The 18,156-nt window shown below is 40.0% G+C and carries 20 protein-coding genes and 3 pseudogenes; 7 read left to right on the forward strand and 16 right to left on the reverse strand.

Annotated features, from left to right (window positions below; all coding sequences use genetic code 11):
* Window positions 1–9: 9 nt before the first annotated feature.
* The gene (locus tag IGI64_RS07685; protein WP_429940103.1) at window positions 10–582 is read right to left on the reverse strand and encodes a WxL domain-containing protein; all 573 of its coding nucleotides are present in this window, start codon (window positions 580–582) and stop codon (window positions 10–12) included.
* 463 nt (window positions 583–1,045) lie between these two features.
* Here IGI64_RS07685 and IGI64_RS07690 point away from each other — a divergent pair, with 463 nt between their 5' ends.
* Together IGI64_RS07690 and IGI64_RS07695 are read left to right on the forward strand one after the other, a co-directional pair.
* Window positions 1,046–1,909 carry a helix-turn-helix domain-containing protein gene (locus IGI64_RS07690; protein ID WP_429940104.1) on the forward strand — a complete coding sequence of 288 codons (864 nt, stop codon included), beginning with the start codon at window positions 1,046–1,048 and terminating at the stop codon, window positions 1,907–1,909.
* A 286-nt stretch (window positions 1,910–2,195) separates the two neighbouring features.
* Window positions 2,196–2,852, forward strand: coding sequence for a CPBP family intramembrane glutamic endopeptidase (locus IGI64_RS07695; protein ID WP_429940105.1), 657 nt, complete (start codon window positions 2,196–2,198; stop codon window positions 2,850–2,852).
* A gap of 182 nt (window positions 2,853–3,034) precedes the next feature.
* Here the strand turns inward: IGI64_RS07695 and rplS are convergent, their stop codons facing one another.
* From rplS to rpsP, 6 genes are all read right to left on the reverse strand, one after another.
* Entirely contained in the window at window positions 3,035–3,382 is a 348-nt protein-coding gene (gene rplS, locus IGI64_RS07700; protein WP_002286913.1) for a 50S ribosomal protein L19, read from the reverse strand.
* Between the two features lie 178 nt (window positions 3,383–3,560).
* Window positions 3,561–4,295, reverse strand: coding sequence for a tRNA (guanosine(37)-N1)-methyltransferase TrmD (trmD, locus tag IGI64_RS07705; protein ID WP_429940763.1), 735 nt, complete (start codon window positions 4,293–4,295; stop codon window positions 3,561–3,563).
* Window positions 4,285–4,809, reverse strand: a complete 525-nt coding sequence (gene rimM, locus IGI64_RS07710; protein ID WP_429940106.1) for a ribosome maturation factor RimM — start codon at window positions 4,807–4,809, stop codon at window positions 4,285–4,287. Before rimM ends, trmD begins: the two co-directional genes overlap by 11 nt.
* Before the next feature lie 81 nt (window positions 4,810–4,890).
* Window positions 4,891–5,685, reverse strand: coding sequence for a hypothetical protein (locus tag IGI64_RS07715; protein WP_429940107.1), 795 nt, complete (start codon window positions 5,683–5,685; stop codon window positions 4,891–4,893).
* Between the two features lie 95 nt (window positions 5,686–5,780).
* Window positions 5,781–6,029 carry a KH domain-containing protein gene (locus IGI64_RS07720; RefSeq protein ID WP_429940108.1) on the reverse strand — a complete coding sequence of 83 codons (249 nt, stop codon included), beginning with the start codon at window positions 6,027–6,029 and terminating at the stop codon, window positions 5,781–5,783.
* Window positions 6,030–6,040: 11 nt separating this feature from the next.
* Window positions 6,041–6,316, reverse strand: coding sequence for a 30S ribosomal protein S16 (gene rpsP / locus IGI64_RS07725; RefSeq protein WP_016625503.1), 276 nt, complete (start codon window positions 6,314–6,316; stop codon window positions 6,041–6,043).
* A gap of 174 nt (window positions 6,317–6,490) precedes the next feature.
* On the opposite strand from rpsP, the gene IGI64_RS07730 reads away from it, so the two are divergent.
* Window positions 6,491–7,045 (forward strand): NADPH-dependent FMN reductase, encoded by a 555-nt coding sequence (locus IGI64_RS07730; protein ID WP_429940109.1) that lies wholly within the window; start codon window positions 6,491–6,493, stop codon window positions 7,043–7,045.
* Window positions 7,046–7,093: 48 nt separating this feature from the next.
* On the opposite strand, the gene IGI64_RS07735 is transcribed toward IGI64_RS07730, so the two are convergent.
* The 5 genes and pseudogenes from IGI64_RS07735 to IGI64_RS07755 form a co-directional block, all read right to left on the reverse strand.
* The gene (locus IGI64_RS07735) at window positions 7,094–7,630 is read right to left on the reverse strand and encodes a dihydrofolate reductase family protein (protein ID WP_429940110.1); all 537 of its coding nucleotides are present in this window, start codon (window positions 7,628–7,630) and stop codon (window positions 7,094–7,096) included.
* Window positions 7,623–8,198, reverse strand: a complete 576-nt coding sequence (locus IGI64_RS07740) for a DNA-3-methyladenine glycosylase I (RefSeq protein ID WP_429940111.1) — start codon at window positions 8,196–8,198, stop codon at window positions 7,623–7,625. The genes IGI64_RS07735 and IGI64_RS07740 overlap by 8 nt, the downstream gene beginning before the upstream one ends.
* A gap of 376 nt (window positions 8,199–8,574) precedes the next feature.
* Complete coding sequence (gene ffh / locus IGI64_RS07745; protein ID WP_016625498.1) at window positions 8,575–9,993, reverse strand: signal recognition particle protein; 1,419 nt, start codon at window positions 9,991–9,993, stop codon at window positions 8,575–8,577.
* A gap of 20 nt (window positions 9,994–10,013) precedes the next feature.
* A complete protein-coding gene (locus IGI64_RS07750) occupies window positions 10,014–10,352 on the reverse strand; it encodes a putative DNA-binding protein (RefSeq protein WP_429940112.1) in 339 nt (112 codons plus the stop codon).
* A pseudogene (locus tag IGI64_RS07755) lies at window positions 10,324–10,816 on the reverse strand (DUF523 domain-containing protein); the annotation flags it as partial. The gene IGI64_RS07750 and the pseudogene IGI64_RS07755, both read right to left, overlap by 29 nt.
* A 127-nt stretch (window positions 10,817–10,943) precedes the next feature.
* Between IGI64_RS07755 and IGI64_RS07760 the strand changes: the two are divergent.
* The gene (locus tag IGI64_RS07760; RefSeq protein ID WP_016625495.1) at window positions 10,944–11,645 is read left to right on the forward strand and encodes a response regulator transcription factor; all 702 of its coding nucleotides are present in this window, start codon (window positions 10,944–10,946) and stop codon (window positions 11,643–11,645) included.
* Window positions 11,642–13,387 (forward strand): ATP-binding protein, encoded by a 1,746-nt coding sequence (locus IGI64_RS07765; RefSeq protein ID WP_429940113.1) that lies wholly within the window; start codon window positions 11,642–11,644, stop codon window positions 13,385–13,387. Before IGI64_RS07760 ends, IGI64_RS07765 begins: the two co-directional genes overlap by 4 nt.
* A 71-nt stretch (window positions 13,388–13,458) precedes the next feature.
* On the opposite strand, the gene IGI64_RS07770 is transcribed toward IGI64_RS07765, so the two are convergent.
* Window positions 13,459–14,346 carry a phosphate ABC transporter substrate-binding protein PstS family protein gene (locus IGI64_RS07770; protein ID WP_016625493.1) on the reverse strand — a complete coding sequence of 296 codons (888 nt, stop codon included), beginning with the start codon at window positions 14,344–14,346 and terminating at the stop codon, window positions 13,459–13,461.
* A gap of 259 nt (window positions 14,347–14,605) precedes the next feature.
* On the opposite strand from IGI64_RS07770, the gene ahpC reads away from it, so the two are divergent.
* Both ahpC and ahpF read left to right on the forward strand, forming a co-directional pair.
* Window positions 14,606–15,169, forward strand: coding sequence for an alkyl hydroperoxide reductase subunit C (ahpC, locus tag IGI64_RS07775; protein WP_016625492.1), 564 nt, complete (start codon window positions 14,606–14,608; stop codon window positions 15,167–15,169).
* Window positions 15,170–15,181: 12 nt separating this feature from the next.
* Window positions 15,182–16,714 carry an alkyl hydroperoxide reductase subunit F gene (gene ahpF / locus IGI64_RS07780; RefSeq protein ID WP_429940114.1) on the forward strand — a complete coding sequence of 511 codons (1,533 nt, stop codon included), beginning with the start codon at window positions 15,182–15,184 and terminating at the stop codon, window positions 16,712–16,714.
* A 52-nt stretch (window positions 16,715–16,766) separates the two neighbouring features.
* Here ahpF and IGI64_RS07785 read toward each other — a convergent pair whose 3' ends face one another.
* From IGI64_RS07785 to IGI64_RS07795, 3 genes and pseudogenes are all read right to left on the reverse strand, one after another.
* Window positions 16,767–17,246 (reverse strand): hypothetical protein, encoded by a 480-nt coding sequence (locus IGI64_RS07785; protein ID WP_429940115.1) that lies wholly within the window; start codon window positions 17,244–17,246, stop codon window positions 16,767–16,769.
* 278 nt (window positions 17,247–17,524) lie between these two features.
* A pseudogene (locus IGI64_RS07790) lies at window positions 17,525–17,806 on the reverse strand (type II toxin-antitoxin system Phd/YefM family antitoxin); the annotation flags it as partial.
* A 122-nt stretch (window positions 17,807–17,928) separates the two neighbouring features.
* Window positions 17,929–18,118: pseudogene (locus IGI64_RS07795) on the reverse strand (type II toxin-antitoxin system Phd/YefM family antitoxin); the annotation flags it as partial.
* Between the last annotated feature and the right edge of the window lie 38 nt (window positions 18,119–18,156).

The raw sequence follows: 18,156 nt of genomic DNA on the forward strand, positions 1-18,156 counted from the left end.
GTTTTACCGTTACTCTGGTGTATAAGCGTTCGTCAATGTCCAAGTAACTGTCCCTGAATATTGACCGCTGTTGATGTTTTGCTTCGGAAATGTCAAAGTCGTTGCAGTGAAATCAAATTCATTTTTTGCTAAACCAGTTGTTCCATCAGCAGAAGCTACAAGCGTTGGATCCGTTGCACCTGCATCAAGCGCTGGAATCGTTCCAATTGTTGCATTCCCTGCAGCAGCAGTTGCAGCTAGATTCAATTTTACAGATTGCAGTCTGACAGAATTTTCATTTTCGATTTGAGAAAGCTTAGCTGTTAATGCCCATCCTGATTGATTCGGTCCTCTAAAATCAGAAACTGTCGTCGCCTCTGGTGTACTTGTCAAGGATTGATCTGCTTCCGCAATATCTTGAATCGATAATGTACCAAAGTTGAAATTAGAAACAGTGTCTAAGCTCAATACGCCAGGCTGCACAGTCAAAGAAGCTTCACTTTCTAATTCAGCTGTAGGGTTTGCTTCCACAGCAGAGATTCCCTGAGCGCCTCCAACTAAACCAACACCGCTGACCAACAACAATAAAGCAAACTTTTTCATAGTATCCCATCCTTTTCTTTTTTACTTTGAACAAACGCTCTACCAACATCTAAAAAAATCGTCCAACATTTTTCTAGTATCTTTCGTCAATATTTGTTATCACCCATTTCTCCTTTTATTTTCGCGCGTTTTTTATAACAAATATCTCATTGTATTTTCAGAATAACATATAGTATAAAAAACACAAAAAAACATGCATTATAAATTTCAAACGGTGATATATCGACTTAAAAATACCTAAATTTGTTACTAAGCACATATTTAACAAGGCATATCCCCTATTAAAACTCTATTCCACCAAATAAATAAAGATGTTTTTTATAACTAAATTCTAACTATTTTTACAGAATAACATAAAAAAGAAACACAAATAAAAAAACATGTACTATAAGTCATTTTTTTATTTGTTTGGATTTTCTTTACTCGTGCTATACTTAAAATAAACGAAGGGAGGAATTTATTGATGTATGGCCAAACGCTCAAAAAAATAAGAGAAGATAAAGGGTTAAAACAAAAAGATGTTTGCCAAAACATTGTTACTTTAAGTTACTACAGTCGTATCGAAAGAAATATCAGCTCCCCTACTATCGATGTATTTGAGAAACTCATCAAAAATCTGAATGTCGGTTTAGAAGAATTTATGTATATCCACAACGAGTACAAAAAACCTTTGAGCGATTGCACATGGTTTGAACTTTCTGAACTTTATCATAAAGGTGATATTCAAGGACTTGTTGACGCTAAAAATGCGATTTCAAAAGGAAATGGCGAACACAACGATCCTACTCTCACAGCTATCATTGATTTATTCATTGCTCGCTTAGGCGGCAACGCTACTAACACAAATATAGACCAGATTATTCAACGCTTGATGGAGCTGGAGAATTGGACCAGCCGCGAAGCAAGAGTATTTATCACTATCATGGATGAGCTGCCGATAGAGACATTGTTCGTTGTCGTCAATGTTCTTTTAAAGAAAAGAAATCTATATGCTGAATCTCACGGTTTTAACTCTCCTTACTGTAAAATATTGATGAACGCTGTATTGATGTGTATCGATACTGGTTATCTAAGAGAAGGTTATACATACCTCCAAACATTCAAAAATATGTTGGAAATTCGCGACTTGTTTGGGAAAACGATGGGACTTTATTTGGAAGGATTACTCGATTATGCTAAAGGGATGCAAACAGAAGGAGAAAAAAAGATAACAGATGCTTTTACTATCTTCCACTTGCTGGATATGGAGAATTTTGCGCATAAATACAAGGTGCATTTTGAAGATATCAAAGAAAAGTATGCAGGCGCAGAAGTGCGTTCTTTTTAACGTAAAAACATGGAAAGTTTTCTTCCCGTTGAAAAGAGTTTTAACGCTCAGGTCAAAACGCTTGGCTCACAACCTCTATCTAAACGGTGTTCACGAGCTAGCTTCTTCGGTGATAAGCTTTTTTACTGAGAAATATGAAAAGCTATTTCCCAGTAAAAAAGAGTCTTATCACTTGAAGCTGAGCAGCTCGTTCACAACCTCTATAGGCAAATATATTGAATCAGATTCCCATTATTGTTACCTTTTTAAAGGACGCTTGTCCAATACTAATTTTAGGAGGTACGTTTTGGGATTTATTCGTACGAACAAAAGGGAACTTTCCCTGCTCATTATTTATTTTTTATTTATCGGGTTGCAGTTAGGTCTTCTTCCGCTATATGCACTATCTGTAATGACTGGTACTGATTTAGTGAATTCAGACTTCTTGATATTAGCAACCAATTTATGTATACCGTCGATTATAGGAATTATTTTATTTTGGAAAGAAATCATACAAAGCTTTTCTTATTTTAAAAAGAATACTTGGTTGCGAATTGCTGGGATTTTCTTTTGGGTAGCACTTATTCTTTTCGTGGATATTCTTATGCAGAACTTGATAGGCGTACAAAATCAAGCAGAGAATCAAGAAGGTTTGCTGCAGTTAGGTGAACAAACGCCATTATTTTTGATATTGATCGTCTTTGCTTTCTTTGGACCGATCATAGAAGAACTTATTTTTCGACATCTTTTGATCAACTGGCTTTCTCGATACATTGGTCTAGTATTCGCTTCTCTACTTTCTATTTTTCTGTTTACATTCTTTCATGTACAGCAGCCAATCGATTTTTTGATCTACGCACCAGGAGCCATTTTGTTAACGGCTGCTTATTTGACGGCAAACCGTTCAATTGTTTTTGTCATGGCTATCCATATTTTAAATAATACGCTTGGCTTTTTGTTATAAATCTGAAGAAGATAGCTGAATAAATAAATAACTGTCCGCCTGTGAAAGCAGGTGGATTTTTTTAATGTCATTTATTGAATGTATACAAAACCAAACAATAGACTCTACATTTATAAAATAATCGAAAACAAAAAAAGAACCCTTGATGATCAAGGGTTCTTCCTTTGTCTGATAACAAATGATTAACGACGGATTTCTTTGATACGAGCTGCTTTTCCGTGTAATGCACGCAAGTAGTACAATTTTGCACGACGTACTTTACCGTAACGAACAACTTCGATTTTTGCAACACGTGGTGTGTGCAATGGGAATGTACGTTCAACGCCAACCCCGTTAGAAACTTTACGTACTGTGTAAGTTTCGCTGATACCAGCTCCGCGGCGTTTGATTACAACACCTTCAAATAACTGGATACGTTCGCGAGTACCTTCGACAACTTTCGCGTGAACACGTACTGTGTCACCAGGACGGAAAGCAGGGATGTCAGAACGTAATTGTTCTTTTGTTAATTCTTCGATTAATGGATTCATTTTATCTTTCTCCTTATTCCAAATATTCATATGACTGGTCACAGCGGAATATCGTAATAGTTGAGTGTTTTACACTCACCAAAAAATTCTAACATAAGTTACGAACACTGTAAAGCAGTTTCAAAAAAAGAATCGGACATTTTCAGAAAAAATGGTGCATTTATTTTTAAAATTTTCTTTATCCTTCTTTTTTGATTTCTTCCAGCATTTTTTTCATTTGATTGGTCAATTCGATTTTTTCCAGCATATCCGGACGTCTTTGATAGGTTCTGCGCAAGGATTCTTTCAGCTGCCATTCTTCAATCAGTTTATGGTTGCCGTTCATCAAGACTTCTGGTACTTTCAGGCCCTTGAATTCTGCTGGACGTGTATATTGCGGATGTTCCAGCAAACCAGTGGAATGAGAATCTGTTTGAGCAGACGTTTGATTACCTAAAACATCTGGTAATAAGCGCACGGTCGCATCGATCATGACCATTGCTCCTAGTTCTCCGCCTGTTAGGACGTAATCCCCTAATGAGACTTCATCAGTTACCAATGTACGGATACGTTCATCATACCCTTCATAATGGCCGCAGATGAACACAAGATGCTCTTCTTGCGAAAATTCTTCCGCCATTTTTTGATCGAATCGTTTTCCTGCTGGATCAAGCAGGATCACGCGTTTTTTCACGTCTGGAGCAGCTTCATTGATTGCTTGGATATTGTCATAGATGGGTTGGACTTTCAACAGCATGCCAGCACCGCCGCCATAAGGATAATCGTCCACCGTCTGATGCTTGTTGTCTGAGTATTCTCTAAAATTTGAGACATTGATATCCAAGAGTCCTTTATCTACTGCTTTACCAATGATCGACTCGTCCATCGGTCCTTCAAACATTCGCGGAAACAGAGTTAATACATCAATCTTCATCATCGATCAGCCCTTCTGGTATCTCAACAATGATTTTTCCATTTTCAGGATCAACTTCTTTGACGACAGAAGCAATGTAAGGTAATAAAAGATCTCTTTTCTTCGGACGTTGGACGACCCAAACATCATTTGCTCCTGGAGAAAGGATTTCTTTTACTTTCCCTAACAATTCTCCAGTCTCGTCAAATACATCTAAACCAATGATTTCATGGTAATAAAACTCATCCTCTGATAATTCGCTTAATTTTTCTTTTGATACTTTCAAGATGCCGTCGCGATATTTTTCTACATCATTGATGTTTGGATGGTTTTCAAAACTCAAGATAATAAAGTTCTTGTGTTTGCGTGAGCTTTTGATCGTTAATTCGATTGGCTGTTTGCCTTCTTGGAATAAAGTCAGTGTTTCGCCTGCTTTATACCGTTCTTCAGGAAAATCAGTCATGGAGATTACGCGTACTTCTCCTTTGATTCCTTGTGTATTGACGATTTTACCTACATTCAAATATTCAGTCACCGTTTTTCCTCATTTCTTTTTTCTCTGCTTTATTTTAGCATTTGTCTACCGGCAATTCTAGGTTTGTTTGGAAGTTTTGCGCTAACGGTTCATCGAAACAGCCATTTCCAGAGCAGTTAACGGATCATGATGAGTGATGGTATAAAGATCTGTCCCGTTTTGCCAGCTTACTTGTGCGGCTTTATTACTGGTATCCGCCAAATCTAAAGTGATCAGCCCTACGATTTCAGGAGCTGGCAAGGTATTTTCTTCTAGATAATTGACGATATCTTTTGCAGCTGGTACAGGATCTTGACCATCGATATTACTTGCACGAACACGAAGACGCCAGTTTCCTTCTGTCCATTCTAAATAGCTTGATCCGGCTGCGCCTTGCTGATAGCCTGTGATGTCATGTCCTAAATCAACTGGCTGTGCGTTGGTATCCACTGTGAATGGCTGCATAGCCGTCACCGCTTCGTTACTTGAAGCAAATGCATAGCGGTAAAGATAAGTTGCTTGTGGCGTTTCTTGATTCAACTGCTGATCATTCAACGGTAATTTTTGGCCCAGATCATAATAAAGCACCGAGAAACCTTGCTTCGTTTCGGCAGCTGCAATATTCAGGTTCTGAGCTACAGGTACTTTTGTCGGCAGCAGGACATTGGGATATTTTTGCTGTAGTTGCTCCATCGCATCGCCTGTTGGTTGTGTCTCGCTTTTGCCTGCTTCACTGGTTGTTTCCGTACTTTTAGAAGTGCTGCTTTGTGTAGTTTGCGTGCTTTCTGTGGTACTTGTTGCGGCACTTTCTGCTGTACTTTCTTGTTCATTACTGCCAGGATTGCTGCAGCCTGCCAACAGTAAGATAAAACTTCCCAATAACATGATTTTTTTCATCGTTTGACACTCCCCTCTTTATTCAAGAATACGCTGTCTTTTTTATTTTGACAAAAAAAACTGTTTCGAAGCAAGCTTCAAAACAGTTTTGATGATCATTTTTTCCCGTCAAGGATATTTAAACGTACTTTTTTCGAATCATTGGTACGGACACCATAAACGATTGTACGAATCGCTTTTGCGACACGCCCTTGTTTTCCGATGATACGTCCGATATCTTCCGGTGCTACCGTTAGATTGTATTCGTAAAAATCATCTGATTCAACGATTTCAATCTCGGCTTGATCTGGTTGGGTGACTAACGGACGAACGATTGTTAAGATCAACTCTCTTAAATCTTTCATATCCGTTCACCTTATTTCTTTGTAAATTTAGCTTCGTGGTGTTTTTTCATAACGCCTTCTTTTGAAAGGATGTTACGAACTGTATCAGAAGGTTGTGCACCTTTTGACAACCAGTCAAGAACTAAATCTTCTTTTAAAACAACTTCTGCAGGATCTTTCAAAGGATTGTAAGTTCCAACAGTTTCAATAAAACGTCCGTCACGAGGAGAACGTGAATCAGCTACAACGATACGGTAAAAAGGACTTTTCTTAGAACCCATGCGTTTTAAACGAATTTTAACTGCCATTATTTATTTCCACCTCCATTGATTTAATCACAAGTTGTAGTTTAACAGGTTTTTTTTACCCTGTAAAGCTTTTTTTCTTTACAGTTAACTTTTTTCTTGAAATGCATATTATTTGTCGTGTTTCCTTATCTTTTGTAAGCTTATTATAGTAGCAAAATGAAGGAGGAATTATTTATGACAAAAAAAATCGGTTTTTTTATTGGTAGTTTACGTGAAGAATCTTATAACAAGAAAACAGCTTTAGCTCTGGCTGATCTGCTTCCTGACGGCTATGAAAGTAAAATCATAACAATCAGTGATCTGCCTTTTTACAATGAAGATCTGGAAAGCCCAGAAAAAGCACCAGCAGAGTGGACGCGTTTCCGTAATGAAGTCAAAGAATTAGATGGTGTTGTCTTTGTTACACCGGAATACAACCGTTCTGTACCTGCTGTCTTGAAAAATGCTTTAGATGTCGGTTCTCGCCCTTATGGTCATAGTGCTTGGGATAAGAAACCAGGTTTGGTCGTTTCTGTTTCTCCTGGTGGAATCGGCGGGTTTGGTGCCAACCATCACTTGCGCCAATCACTTGTCTTCCTGAATGTTCCTACTTTGCAGCAGCCTGAAGCCTATATTGGGAATATCAATAACTTGATTGGTGAAAATGGCGAAATCATCGAAGGTACATTGAACTTCTTCCAAACAATCATGAATTCTTACATCGATTTCTTAGAAAAATTGACCGACTAACATAAAAATACAGCGCGGGATAACTTCCTGCGCTGTATTTTTGTTTTTTTATAAAGAAGAATCACTTCTTTTTCTATAACGCAATTCAGCAAATTGTCCAAATTGTTCCACACCTATATATTCAAGCCGTTCTTCGTAGTCTCCTGGCTCAAACAATCGGATTCCTTTTCCTAATAATACGGGTGCTATTTGGATTTGCCACTCGTCGATCATGTTCTCTTCAAGCAGCGGTTTTATCAGGGAACCTCCGCCGACGATCCAAATATTTCCTCCCTCTTTTTCCTTCAGCTGCTTTAAGAATGTCACAGGATCTTCGTGGATAACTGTTGCATCAGACATTTGCAATTCAGGGTTTCTTGAAAAGACAAAGTTTTTCTTTTCTGGATAAAGCGCTTCTGCTTCTAACAGTTTTTTTGCTTCTTCGTATGTTTTTCTTCCCATAACAGTTGTATCTATAGTTTCAAAAAACGCTTCATAAGTTGTTTGTTCTCCTGTTGGTGTATCCAACAGCCATTGAAGATCATGATTCGCTGCGGCGAGATAGCCGTCCAGACTGATTGCTCCATAAAAAACGATTTTACGCATGGATACGCTCCTTTACTTCTTGATGGCGGAAACAATCCGCTAAGTGATCATTGATGATACCGACTGCTTCTAAAAAAGCATAGACTGTCGTGCTTCCGACAAATTTAAAGCCTCTTTTTTTCAAATCTTTGGTCAACTTATCCGACAATTCGTTGGTCGTGGGGATCTTGCTTTGTTCTTCATAACGATTATTTAACGGCTGATGACCTGTGAAAGACCATAAATAATCAGAAAAACTGGTGTATTCGGCTTGGATCTTTTGTACCGCTTGTGCGTTGACGATTGCCGCTTCGATTTTTCGGCGGTTGCGGATGATTCCTGGATTTGTCAATAATTCTTCTACTTTGTTTTGGTCGTAAGCAGCGACTTTATCAATTGCAAATCCATCATAGGCTAAATCAAAGGCCGCTTCTTTATTCAAAATCGTCTGCCAGCTTAAACCTGCTTGATTGATGTCGAGCATCAGTTTTCTAAAAAGCTTTTGGTCATCGTATTCTGGGACGCCCCAAACATGATCATGGTACTGTTTCATTGATTCTGTGGATTCAGCCCATGGACAACGTTTCATTTTCTTCACCTCTGACTTATTTTATCAAAATGAAGTGATTTACACGAACGAAAGGAAACTTTACTTTTATCTCTATGCAAAAAAAACCGCAAAACAAACCCTGTTTTGCGGATTTCGGCCAGTTATTGGAGATGGCGGTCACAAAGTTAAGTTGCGGAAATAAGTTAAAAAAGCAAAATATGATAAGTTATTTCTGTCTTTTTTATCCTTATTTCTTAAAGCAGAACATTGTTTTCATCATCTCTATATAAACGGCGTTCAAAAGCTAGCCCCTGCGACGATAAGCTTTTTTCAGAAAAAATGTAAGAAGCTATTTTCTCTGAAAAAAGAGTCTTATCGCTTGGGGCTGGACAGTTTTTTTACAACCTCTTTATTTTTATTTCTTTTTCTTCTTTTTCTTCTTATTTTTCTTGATCATTCGGTTCATTGCCATTTTGCCTAGTTTTCCTTTGACCCCTGAACCAAACATTTGATCCATTCCTGGAATGTTCATATCGCCTTTCGACATTTGCTGCATCATTTTGCGTGATTCTTTGAACTGTTTGATCATGCGGTTGACTTCTACGACGCTGTTCCCAGAACCTGCTGCGATACGGCGGCGGCGGCTTGGATTCAACAGATCAGGATTTTCACGTTCTGCTGGTGTCATTGAGAAGACCATTGCTTTTTTGCGGGCAACGTCTTTCGGATCAACTTTGACATTTTCGATTCCTGGTACTTGGTTCATACCTGGGATCATTTTGATCAAATCTTCTAATGGACCCATGCCCATCACTTGGTCTAATTGTTCGATAAAGTCATTGAAATCAAAGCTGTTCTCACGCATTTTTTGCGCTAATTCTTCGGCTTTCTTTTCATCATATTCCTGCTGTGCTTTTTCAATCAGCGTCAGCATATCGCCCATACCAAGGATACGGCTGGACATACGATCTGGATGGAAAACTTCCAAATCCGTCAGTTTTTCACCAGAACCGATGAACTTGATTGGCGCTCCGGTAACAGAACGAATAGACAGCGCTGCACCACCACGTGTGTCACCATCTAATTTTGTGATGACGACCCCAGTGATCCCTAATTGCTGATTGAAACTATCCGCAACGTTTACGGCATCTTGTCCGGTCATAGCATCCACGACCAATAGGATTTCATTTGGCTGCGCCAATTCTTTGATTTGTTTCAATTCATCCATCAATGCTTCATCGATGTGCAAACGACCTGCTGTATCGATCAATACATAGTCATTTTTCTTTTCTCGAGCCAGTTCTAACCCTTGACGTACGATTTCCACTGGACTAACATCTGTTCCCATATCGAAAACTGGTACATCCAATTGCTGACCTAAAACTTTCAATTGATCGACAGCGGCTGGACGATACACGTCACCAGCAATCATCAAGGGACGTGCATTTTCCGTTTTCTTCAAATGGTTAGCTAATTTTCCAGCAAAAGTTGTTTTACCAGCCCCTTGCAAACCAGCCATCATGATAACTGTAGGGATTTTCGGTGATTTATTCAATTCGGCTGTTTCTGAACCTAATGTTGCCGTCAATTCTTCATCAACGATTTTAACGATTTGTTGGGCTGGAGATAGACTTTCTAAGACTTCAGCGCCGATTGCTCTTTCTCTGACACGTTTTGTGAAGTCTTTTACTACTTGCAAGTTAACATCGGCTTCGAGTAAAGCAAGGCGGATTTCCCGCATCATTTCTTTTACGTCAGCCTCTGATATTTTTCCTTTTCTTCTTAATTTGCTCATTGCCTGCTGCAGGCGTTCTGTCAAACTTTCAAATGCCATGTTTTTCTCATTCCTTTAGTTTATTCTTCAATTGCTTGGATCTGCATGATTAGATTTTCCAATAGTTCGTCTTCTGGATAATGCACTGCGATATGGGCAGTCATTTTTTCTAAGATTTCTTCTCTGACGATATAATTCGAGAATAGGTGCAGTTTTCTTTCATAATCTTCCAGAAGCTTCTCTGTTCTTTTGATATTATCATAAACCGCTTGCCGACTCACTTCATATTCTTCTGCTATCTCTCCAAGGGAAAAATCATCTGCATAATACAATTCCATATAATTCATCTGTTTTTCCGTCAATAGCGTCGAATAAAATTCGAATAGAGCATTCATTCGGTTTGTTTTTTCGATTTCCACTAGATTCACCTCTGCTGCTCCAGCCATTCTTCGTCAGATAGTACACTTAGTCCTTGTTGGAGAAAATAAGCTGACGCTACGCCGAAGCCATTTTTGTTTTTACCAGAAAAACTGCCGTCATAGATCATTCCATGACCGCATGAAGGACTTTTTGCTTTTAAGATGACCATCTCTACTTCAGCCTCTGTCAATTTTTGGAAAGCGGTGATTGCTCCTTTTTGGTAAGCTTCTGTCACATCTTCGCCGTTGCAAGTCATGACCCGCGCTCGTCCATCCCAAACATCGAATCCGTCGCCGCCAACGATCTCAGCAGGATCTCGAGGCGTTTCCAAACCGCCCAGTATCTCAGGACAAACCATGATCGCCTTACCTTCTTCTACCAGTTGTTTCAACTGAGGAACAGCTTTTTCTTTCCCATCGTAACGGCAAAGTACGCCGCCCAAACACGCGCTGATACCGATCATCTTGTCCTTCCTTTCTTTCCAACAAAAGTGCGTGTCCATTATATCATTTATTTTGCTGACAAAATAGTCCTTAACGCGCATTCTATGCTAAAATAGAGAAAGAATCCAACTATTCAAAGGAGAACTTATGAAAAAAATCCTAGTCGTTGATGATGAACCTTCGATCGTTACACTGCTGACTTTCAACCTTGAAAAAGAAGGGTATCAGGTAACGAGTGCGGCAGATGGTCAAGAAGGCCTTAGCCTCGCACTGGATCATCCATTTGATTTTATTATTTTAGATGTCATGCTCCCTGGTATAGACGGCATGGCGATCACCCAGCGCCTCCGACAAGAAAAAATCGACACACCGATTTTGATGCTCACAGCAAAAGACGATCAGATTGATCGGATTTTAGGTTTGGAAATCGGGGCAGATGACTATTTGACGAAACCTTTTAGTCCGCGAGAAGTATTGGCACGTATGAAAGCAATCTTCCGCCGAATCGAACCCCGAAAAGAGAAAGCAGAACCAGAACCCGAATATTTGACAGTCGGAAAAATCACTGCTGATTTAACGAATTACCAAGTCAGAGTCTCTGATCAGCTGATTGATTTGACCCCTAAAGAATTTGAACTTCTGGTTTATTTTATGAAACGAAAAGATCGTGTAATCGACCGAGACACATTGCTGGAACGGATTTGGAATTTTGATTTCGCTGGACAAAGCCGAATCGTTGATGTCCACGTCAGCCATTTGCGGGAAAAAATCGAACGTGACCCCAAACATCCAAAATACTTGGTGACCGTTAGAGGATTCGGTTATAAATTTCAGGAACCTGCCCTATGAGTTGGAAGAAATCTTCTGAAACGATCATCTTGCTCCTCCTTCTGGTGGGCCTGTTTTTTGGCTGCTGGCAAATCATTGCTAATTATTTCAAACAGCAGATCATCAGTCAGCAAGAAGAATATTTATCAAAAAAAGTCCAGTTGCTGAGTCAGCATCTGGATTTAGATCATTTGAACTCAAAAGAAGATCATGAACTATTAGAAAGCTTTATCAATGATTCTTCTGAACGGCTGACTTTACTTGACCCTGAAGGTAAGATCTTATTTGATACCAGCAATCCTTCTTTGAAAGGCACCCGCTACTCACGGCCAGAGATCCAAACTGTAATGAACGGCAGCAGACAAGGCAGCTCTCTTCGGGTCAGCGATACTTTGCATAAAGAACTGCTTTATGTCGCATTGCCTCTTAAACAAAAAGAGAAGCTAGTCGGTGTATTGCGTATCGCAGAAGCCACAAGCAACTTTTTGCCGCGAACGGACTCTTTCCGCCGTTGGATTTTCGGGATTTTTCTTTTTGTCTTCTTTTTCATGTTCTGCGTGATCTATTATCTTGTCCGCCAAAAAAACCAGCCGATCCGAACGATTCTGCCGGTCTTGAAAAAAATGGTTGCCAACCCTCAGCGAACAGAAGTTATCATGCAGACCTCTGATCAATGGGAAGAATTATATCAAACGATCAACGCATTAAGCGAACAAACAAGCGAGACCTATCGTGCCTATACCACGACCGAAGAGCAATTTTTCACTTTGCTGAATGAATTGATGATCGGTATCTTTCTGATCGACTACGAAGAGCACCTTCTTCTGCTGAATCCTAAAATGCAGCTTCACCTTGGTGTAGATCATTTCGTGCCCGGACAAAACTATACCGAAGTCATCCAAGAACCGAAAGTGATCCAATTGATCCACCAAGTAACGCCGGAAGCGCCGATCCAGCAGCAGGAAATCACCTTCAGCAATCAGCAAACGCTTGATTTAAGTCTTCGTTATTTCAAGCAGCCAGATGAAACAGGACAAATCATGGGAATCGCCTATGACCTCACAAAAGTCAGACAGCTGGAAAAACTGCAAAAAGACTTTGTTGGAAATGTCTCCCACGAATTAAAAACACCTGTCACTTCACTGATGGGCTTTACGGAAACCTTGCTGGATGGTGCAAAAGATGATCCTGAGACCTTGACTGCTTTCTTGAAAATCATGCAGAAAGACGCCGCTCGATTAAACGATCTTATTTTAGAAATCATCCAGTTATCTAGAAATGGCGAAACTTCATATGAACTACGCACCCTTTCACTAGAAGTATTGTTCCAGCAAATCATTCAAAGCTATCAACCAGCAATCGACGAAAAACATTTGGATATCCAGCTTTCTGGCACACCAAACAGTACTTTTACGATCCAGCTTGAACTGCTATATCCAATCATCAAAAACCTAGTAGAAAATGCGATCCAATATTCGAAAGAAAACAGCAAGATCATCATTCGTTATTTTGCAGGAGAAACATTACAGTTTTCTGTCCAAGATTTCGGTATGGGGATCGACCAAGAAGACCAAGAACGGATTTTCGAACGTTTTTATCGGGTAGACAAAGCGCGAAGCCGTCATTCTGGCGGAACAGGACTTGGTTTAGCCATTGTCAAAGAGTATGTCACTCGGCTGGGGGGCACGATCCAAGTGACCAGCCATCCGCAAGTGGGTTCAACTTTTGAAGTCACATTGCCTAAACAAGAACCAGCCAGCTGACGAAAGAAAAAACACAAAGAAACCGCGCCGAAATCCAACTTCGGCGCGGTTTTTGTATTTATTTTATAAAATTATTCTTTTGGCGTTACGTTTCCATTTACGTCACGCTCTACTGTCATATCTGTGATTGGGAGATAACCAAGTTCGACAACTGGTCCATTTTGCACTTCATCTTCCAACATGTAATCTAAGAATTTTTGGACTTCTGGATCTGGCGTTCCTTTTGTATACATATGCTCATACGCCCAGATTTTCCAACTGTTATCGATCACATTCTCTTTTTTAGGTTCCACGTCATCGATTGACAATGCTTGAATAGAATCATCTAAGTAAGAAAAGGCTAAGTAGCTGATAGCACCTGGTGTTTGGCTGACGATTTGGCGAACTGCACCGGAAGAATCCTGTTCTTGTGTCTGGATGGGTTCTTCGTCATTCAATGCCCATTTTTCAAACGTTGCTCGTGTACCGCTTCCGTTCGCACGGTTGATTACGTTGATTTCTTGGTCTGCGCCGCCTACTTCGTTCCAATTAGTGATTTTTCCTGTAAAGATATCGATCAATTGCTGATGTGTGATGTTTTCTACGCCAATATCTTTATTGATTACTGGTGCCATACCGACAACTGCAACACGATGATCCACGAGCGCGTCTGCATCGATTCCATCTCGGTCTTCCGCAAAGATATCTGAATTTCCGATCGTTACAGAGCCATCTGACACTTGGCTTAGTCCTGTACCGCTGCCTCCTCCTTGTACTGAAATAGTATAATTAGGATTATTTTGAACAAAACTTTCTTGCGCTGCATCAACGAGCGGCTGCAAGGCAGTTGAGCCTACTGCAACGATTTTTACTTCATCATTTGTTGAAGAACCTGAAGAAGATGATCCTCCTTGTCCACCGCACCCAGCAAGGGCAAGTAACGTTCCTACGACTCCTAAAGAAATTAACCACTTTTTCATTTTCCGTCTCCTTTCTTACTGACAAGTTCAGTGTACCAGTCCCCTGTAAACAGTCCGTATGAATGCTGTAAATATCTAGTTAATTTATGTAAATTTTTTGTAAAACCGCTTTAAAAAGAAATAAAAACTGCTGTTTTGTCAAAAAAACCGAAAAAAATAAGCTTAAATGACGAAAATCGTTGACTTTTTTTCTTAGAAACGAGAAAATTTTAGTAGTGATTTTTATTACGAAATAATTCTAATCTAGGAGGAAGAAAGAATGTCATTGATTGGTAAAGAAATTGGAGAATTTCGTGCAAACGCTTTTTATAAAGGTGAATTTACGGAAGTCTCTTCTGAAGATCTAAAGGGCCACTGGAGCATTGTCTGCTTTTACCCCGCGGATTTTTCTTTTGTCTGCCCCACTGAATTAGAAGATTTACAAGAACAATATCCTGAATTGCAAAAATTAGGCGTTGAAGTCTACTCTGTTTCAACAGATACTCATTACACGCATAAAGCTTGGCATGACCATTCAGACGCAATCAGCAAAATCGAATACATGATGATTGGCGATCCTAGTCAAAAAATCTCTCGTTTATTCGATGTCTTAGATGAAGAAGAAGGATTGTCGCAAAGAGGAACATTCATCATTGATCCAGATGGTATTGTCCAAAGTGCAGAAATCAACGCTGATGGTATCGGGCGAGACGCAAGTATTCTAGTCGACAAGATCAAAGCTGGCCAATATGTCCGCAGTCACCCAGGAGAAGTGTGCCCTGCAAAGTGGAAAGAAGGAAGCGAAACATTGAAACCAAGTCTTGATCTTGTAGGCAAAATTTAAGGAGCGGATACAATGTTAGATAAAGAAATCAAAGAACAGCTGAAACAATACCTCAACATGTTAGAAGCGCCTCTTACATTGACTGTCAGCACCGATCAAACAGAAAATGGTCAAAAACTGCAAGCCTTTATCGAAGAAGTCGGCAGTTTAACAGAACAGATCACTATTGAAGAAGCTCCCCTTGAAAGAACACCTAGTTTCTCAATAGCAAAAACAGGTGAAGAATCTCGGATCACTTTTGCCGGTATCCCCCTTGGCCATGAATTCACCTCGTTCGTTTTAGCTTTGCTGCAAGTGAGCGGCCGCCCGCCAAAAATCGAGGAAACGGTTCGCGAAAGAATTTCAGCTTTAGATAAATCCCATCATTTCGAAACATATGTCAGCTTATCTTGCCATAATTGTCCAGATATCGTTCAAGCACTGAATATCATGAGCGTCTTGAATCCAAAAATCTCTCATACGATGATCGATGGTGCTTTTTTCAAAGAAGAAGCGGAAGCAAAAGACATTTTAGCGGTGCCAGCTGTCTATCAAGATGGCGCGTTTTTCTCCAGCGGTCGTTCCTCTTTAGAAGAGATTTTGACACTTTTGGAAGACTCTCCTACTTCTGTTCCAACCCGCACTGAGGAAACAGAACCTTATGATGTCTTGATCATCGGCGGCGGTCCAGCTGGTGCAAGTGCTGCCGTTTATGCTGCGAGAAAAGGGATTCGAACAGGCGTTGTCGCAGAATCATTTGGCGGACAAATCACCGAGACTTTAGGGATCGAGAATATTATCGGTATCCCTAACACAGAAGGCCCGCGATTTGCTGCTGCCATCGAAGAACATGTCAAGAGATATTCCGTTGACCTTTTGAAATATCAGCGAGCAGCTTCGTTAACAAAAAATGAATTTGTTGAAATTACTCTTGAAAATGGGACGCTGCTGAAAAGTAAAACAGCGATTTTAGCAACTGGTGCACGCTGGCGAATGATTGGGGTTCCTGGTGAAGAAGAATTCAAAAATAAAGGAGTGGCTTACTGCCCGCATTGTGATGGACCTCTTTTCGAAGGGAAAGAAATCGCTGTGGTCGGCGGCGGAAATTCTGGAATTGAAGCAGCGATCGATCTGGCAGGGATCGTCAAACATGTCACTGTTTTAGAATTCATGCCTGAACTTAGCGCTGATACGATTTTGAAGGAGCGCTTGGCTTCTCTCCCAAACGTTACGGTATTGACCAATGTCCAAACCAAAGCAATCACCGGTGATTCTCGAGTCAAAGGATTGACCTATCTCGATCGGGAAACAAAAGCAGAACACGCTTTGACAGTTGAAGGCGTCTTTGTATTGATTGGTCTGGTTCCAAACACAGAATGGTTAGCTGACACAGTCGACAGGAATACAGCTGGCGAGATCATCGTCGACAAACATGGTGCCACTTCTCTTGACGGTGTCTTCGCTGCTGGCGATTGTACCGACAGCGCGTATAAACAGATCGTTATTTCTATGGGCTCAGGTGCTACTGCTGCATTAGGTGCATTTGACTACTTGATCCGCCATTGATTTCTTTTTACAACAGAAAAAGCAGACCGTGGAATGACCGATCTGCTTTTTTTTAATTTTTCGTTCCTTCTATTGAAAGATCCTGACATTTAACATTTGCTATAAAATACAGCACTACCGAGAAGAACGTCGCTAAAATCGCGAGATAAAACGGCGGTCGAATAGTGATAAGATACATAGAAAGATAATTTGAAGAATCTCTTAATCCGCTTTCGCTTAATCCTGTCGGTCCGATAATGATTCGGGGAAGCATTGCCAAAATCGATAAATAGATCAGCATACAAGAAAAACATAGCAGCTTCCAATTGTCCGTGCGGATAAAAGTGTTCGGAATAAGTAAACTAATACTAATGAATAAATAAAAAAATGATAACGTTGGAAAATTTTGTACCAGTAAAAGCCCATTTCCATGAATTGTTCCTAACACTTCAGCATCTTGCACCACTGCATTCACCCAAGTAAAAGGCAAGAGCAAGATAGGGATAAACCAAAAAAGCAAATAAGTACGGCTATTCACGAGTTTACTTCTCATTTTCTTCCCCTCCAAAACACATCCTAACAGATACTATACAATTTTCCTTCTGAAAAAATTAGGGATAAAATCTTTTTTTTCAAAAAAAACCCCATGAGATTTTATTCATTTCCAATCACTAAACTGGATTTTTTTCATAAATTATGATTTTTTTCTGTTAATTTGGTGAAAAACAACTGTTTTTTAAGAAATCAGCGCTGTACAAATCAAAAATACACTTGTACAACGCTGATTACTGTTTTTTTTTACAAATTGTTTGAAAACTGTTTCTTTTGCTTCTAGCGTGTATGCAGATACACTTTTTTAACGATCATCTTATCGAAAAGCTGTGATTGGCTTGCCTGTTCTCCGATTACTTCTGCAATAATCGTCTGCTGCTCCTGTTTCTTGCGCAGCTGATAATTGATTTTCCCTGTTTCAGTCAGCTCGTGAAGCATATCCGTCACGCCGCCAAAGCCTGTTTTCTTCGTAATAAAGCCTAGTGCGACCATTTTTTCATCTAATAATTTTGCAGAGATAGATGCACCAGTCACTAATGTATGCTGTAATGCTTGTGCCAGTCCGCTCAATGCTTCAGGTGCTGTTTCTTTTTGCTCAGCAGGTTCAGCAGAAGCAGCAGTCTGTTCTTTCGGCTGCGCTGCTTTCGCCGGAGCAGGTCTGCTTGATTTCTTCGCTTTTGATTTTCTAAGATCCTCTAATTCCTGCACCAATGTCTCGTACTGCTCTTGGGTCAGCATCACACCTGCGATTTTCTCGCGGTTGAAGATATATACGCCTGTTTCTGCTTCTCTTGCTTGAGCAAATACATCCATCGGCGATTTTTTCACTTCTGTTATAGAAGATGTAGGAACTTCTAATTTCTTCAAAGTCACCGGCTTGACTCCTCCTTTGTTAATCAGGAATATTATAG

Origin of the sequence: Enterococcus sp. DIV0210g, from assembly GCF_050559705.1 — a bacterium.
Lineage (GTDB): Bacteria > Bacillota > Bacilli > Lactobacillales > Enterococcaceae > Enterococcus_B > Enterococcus_B faecalis_A.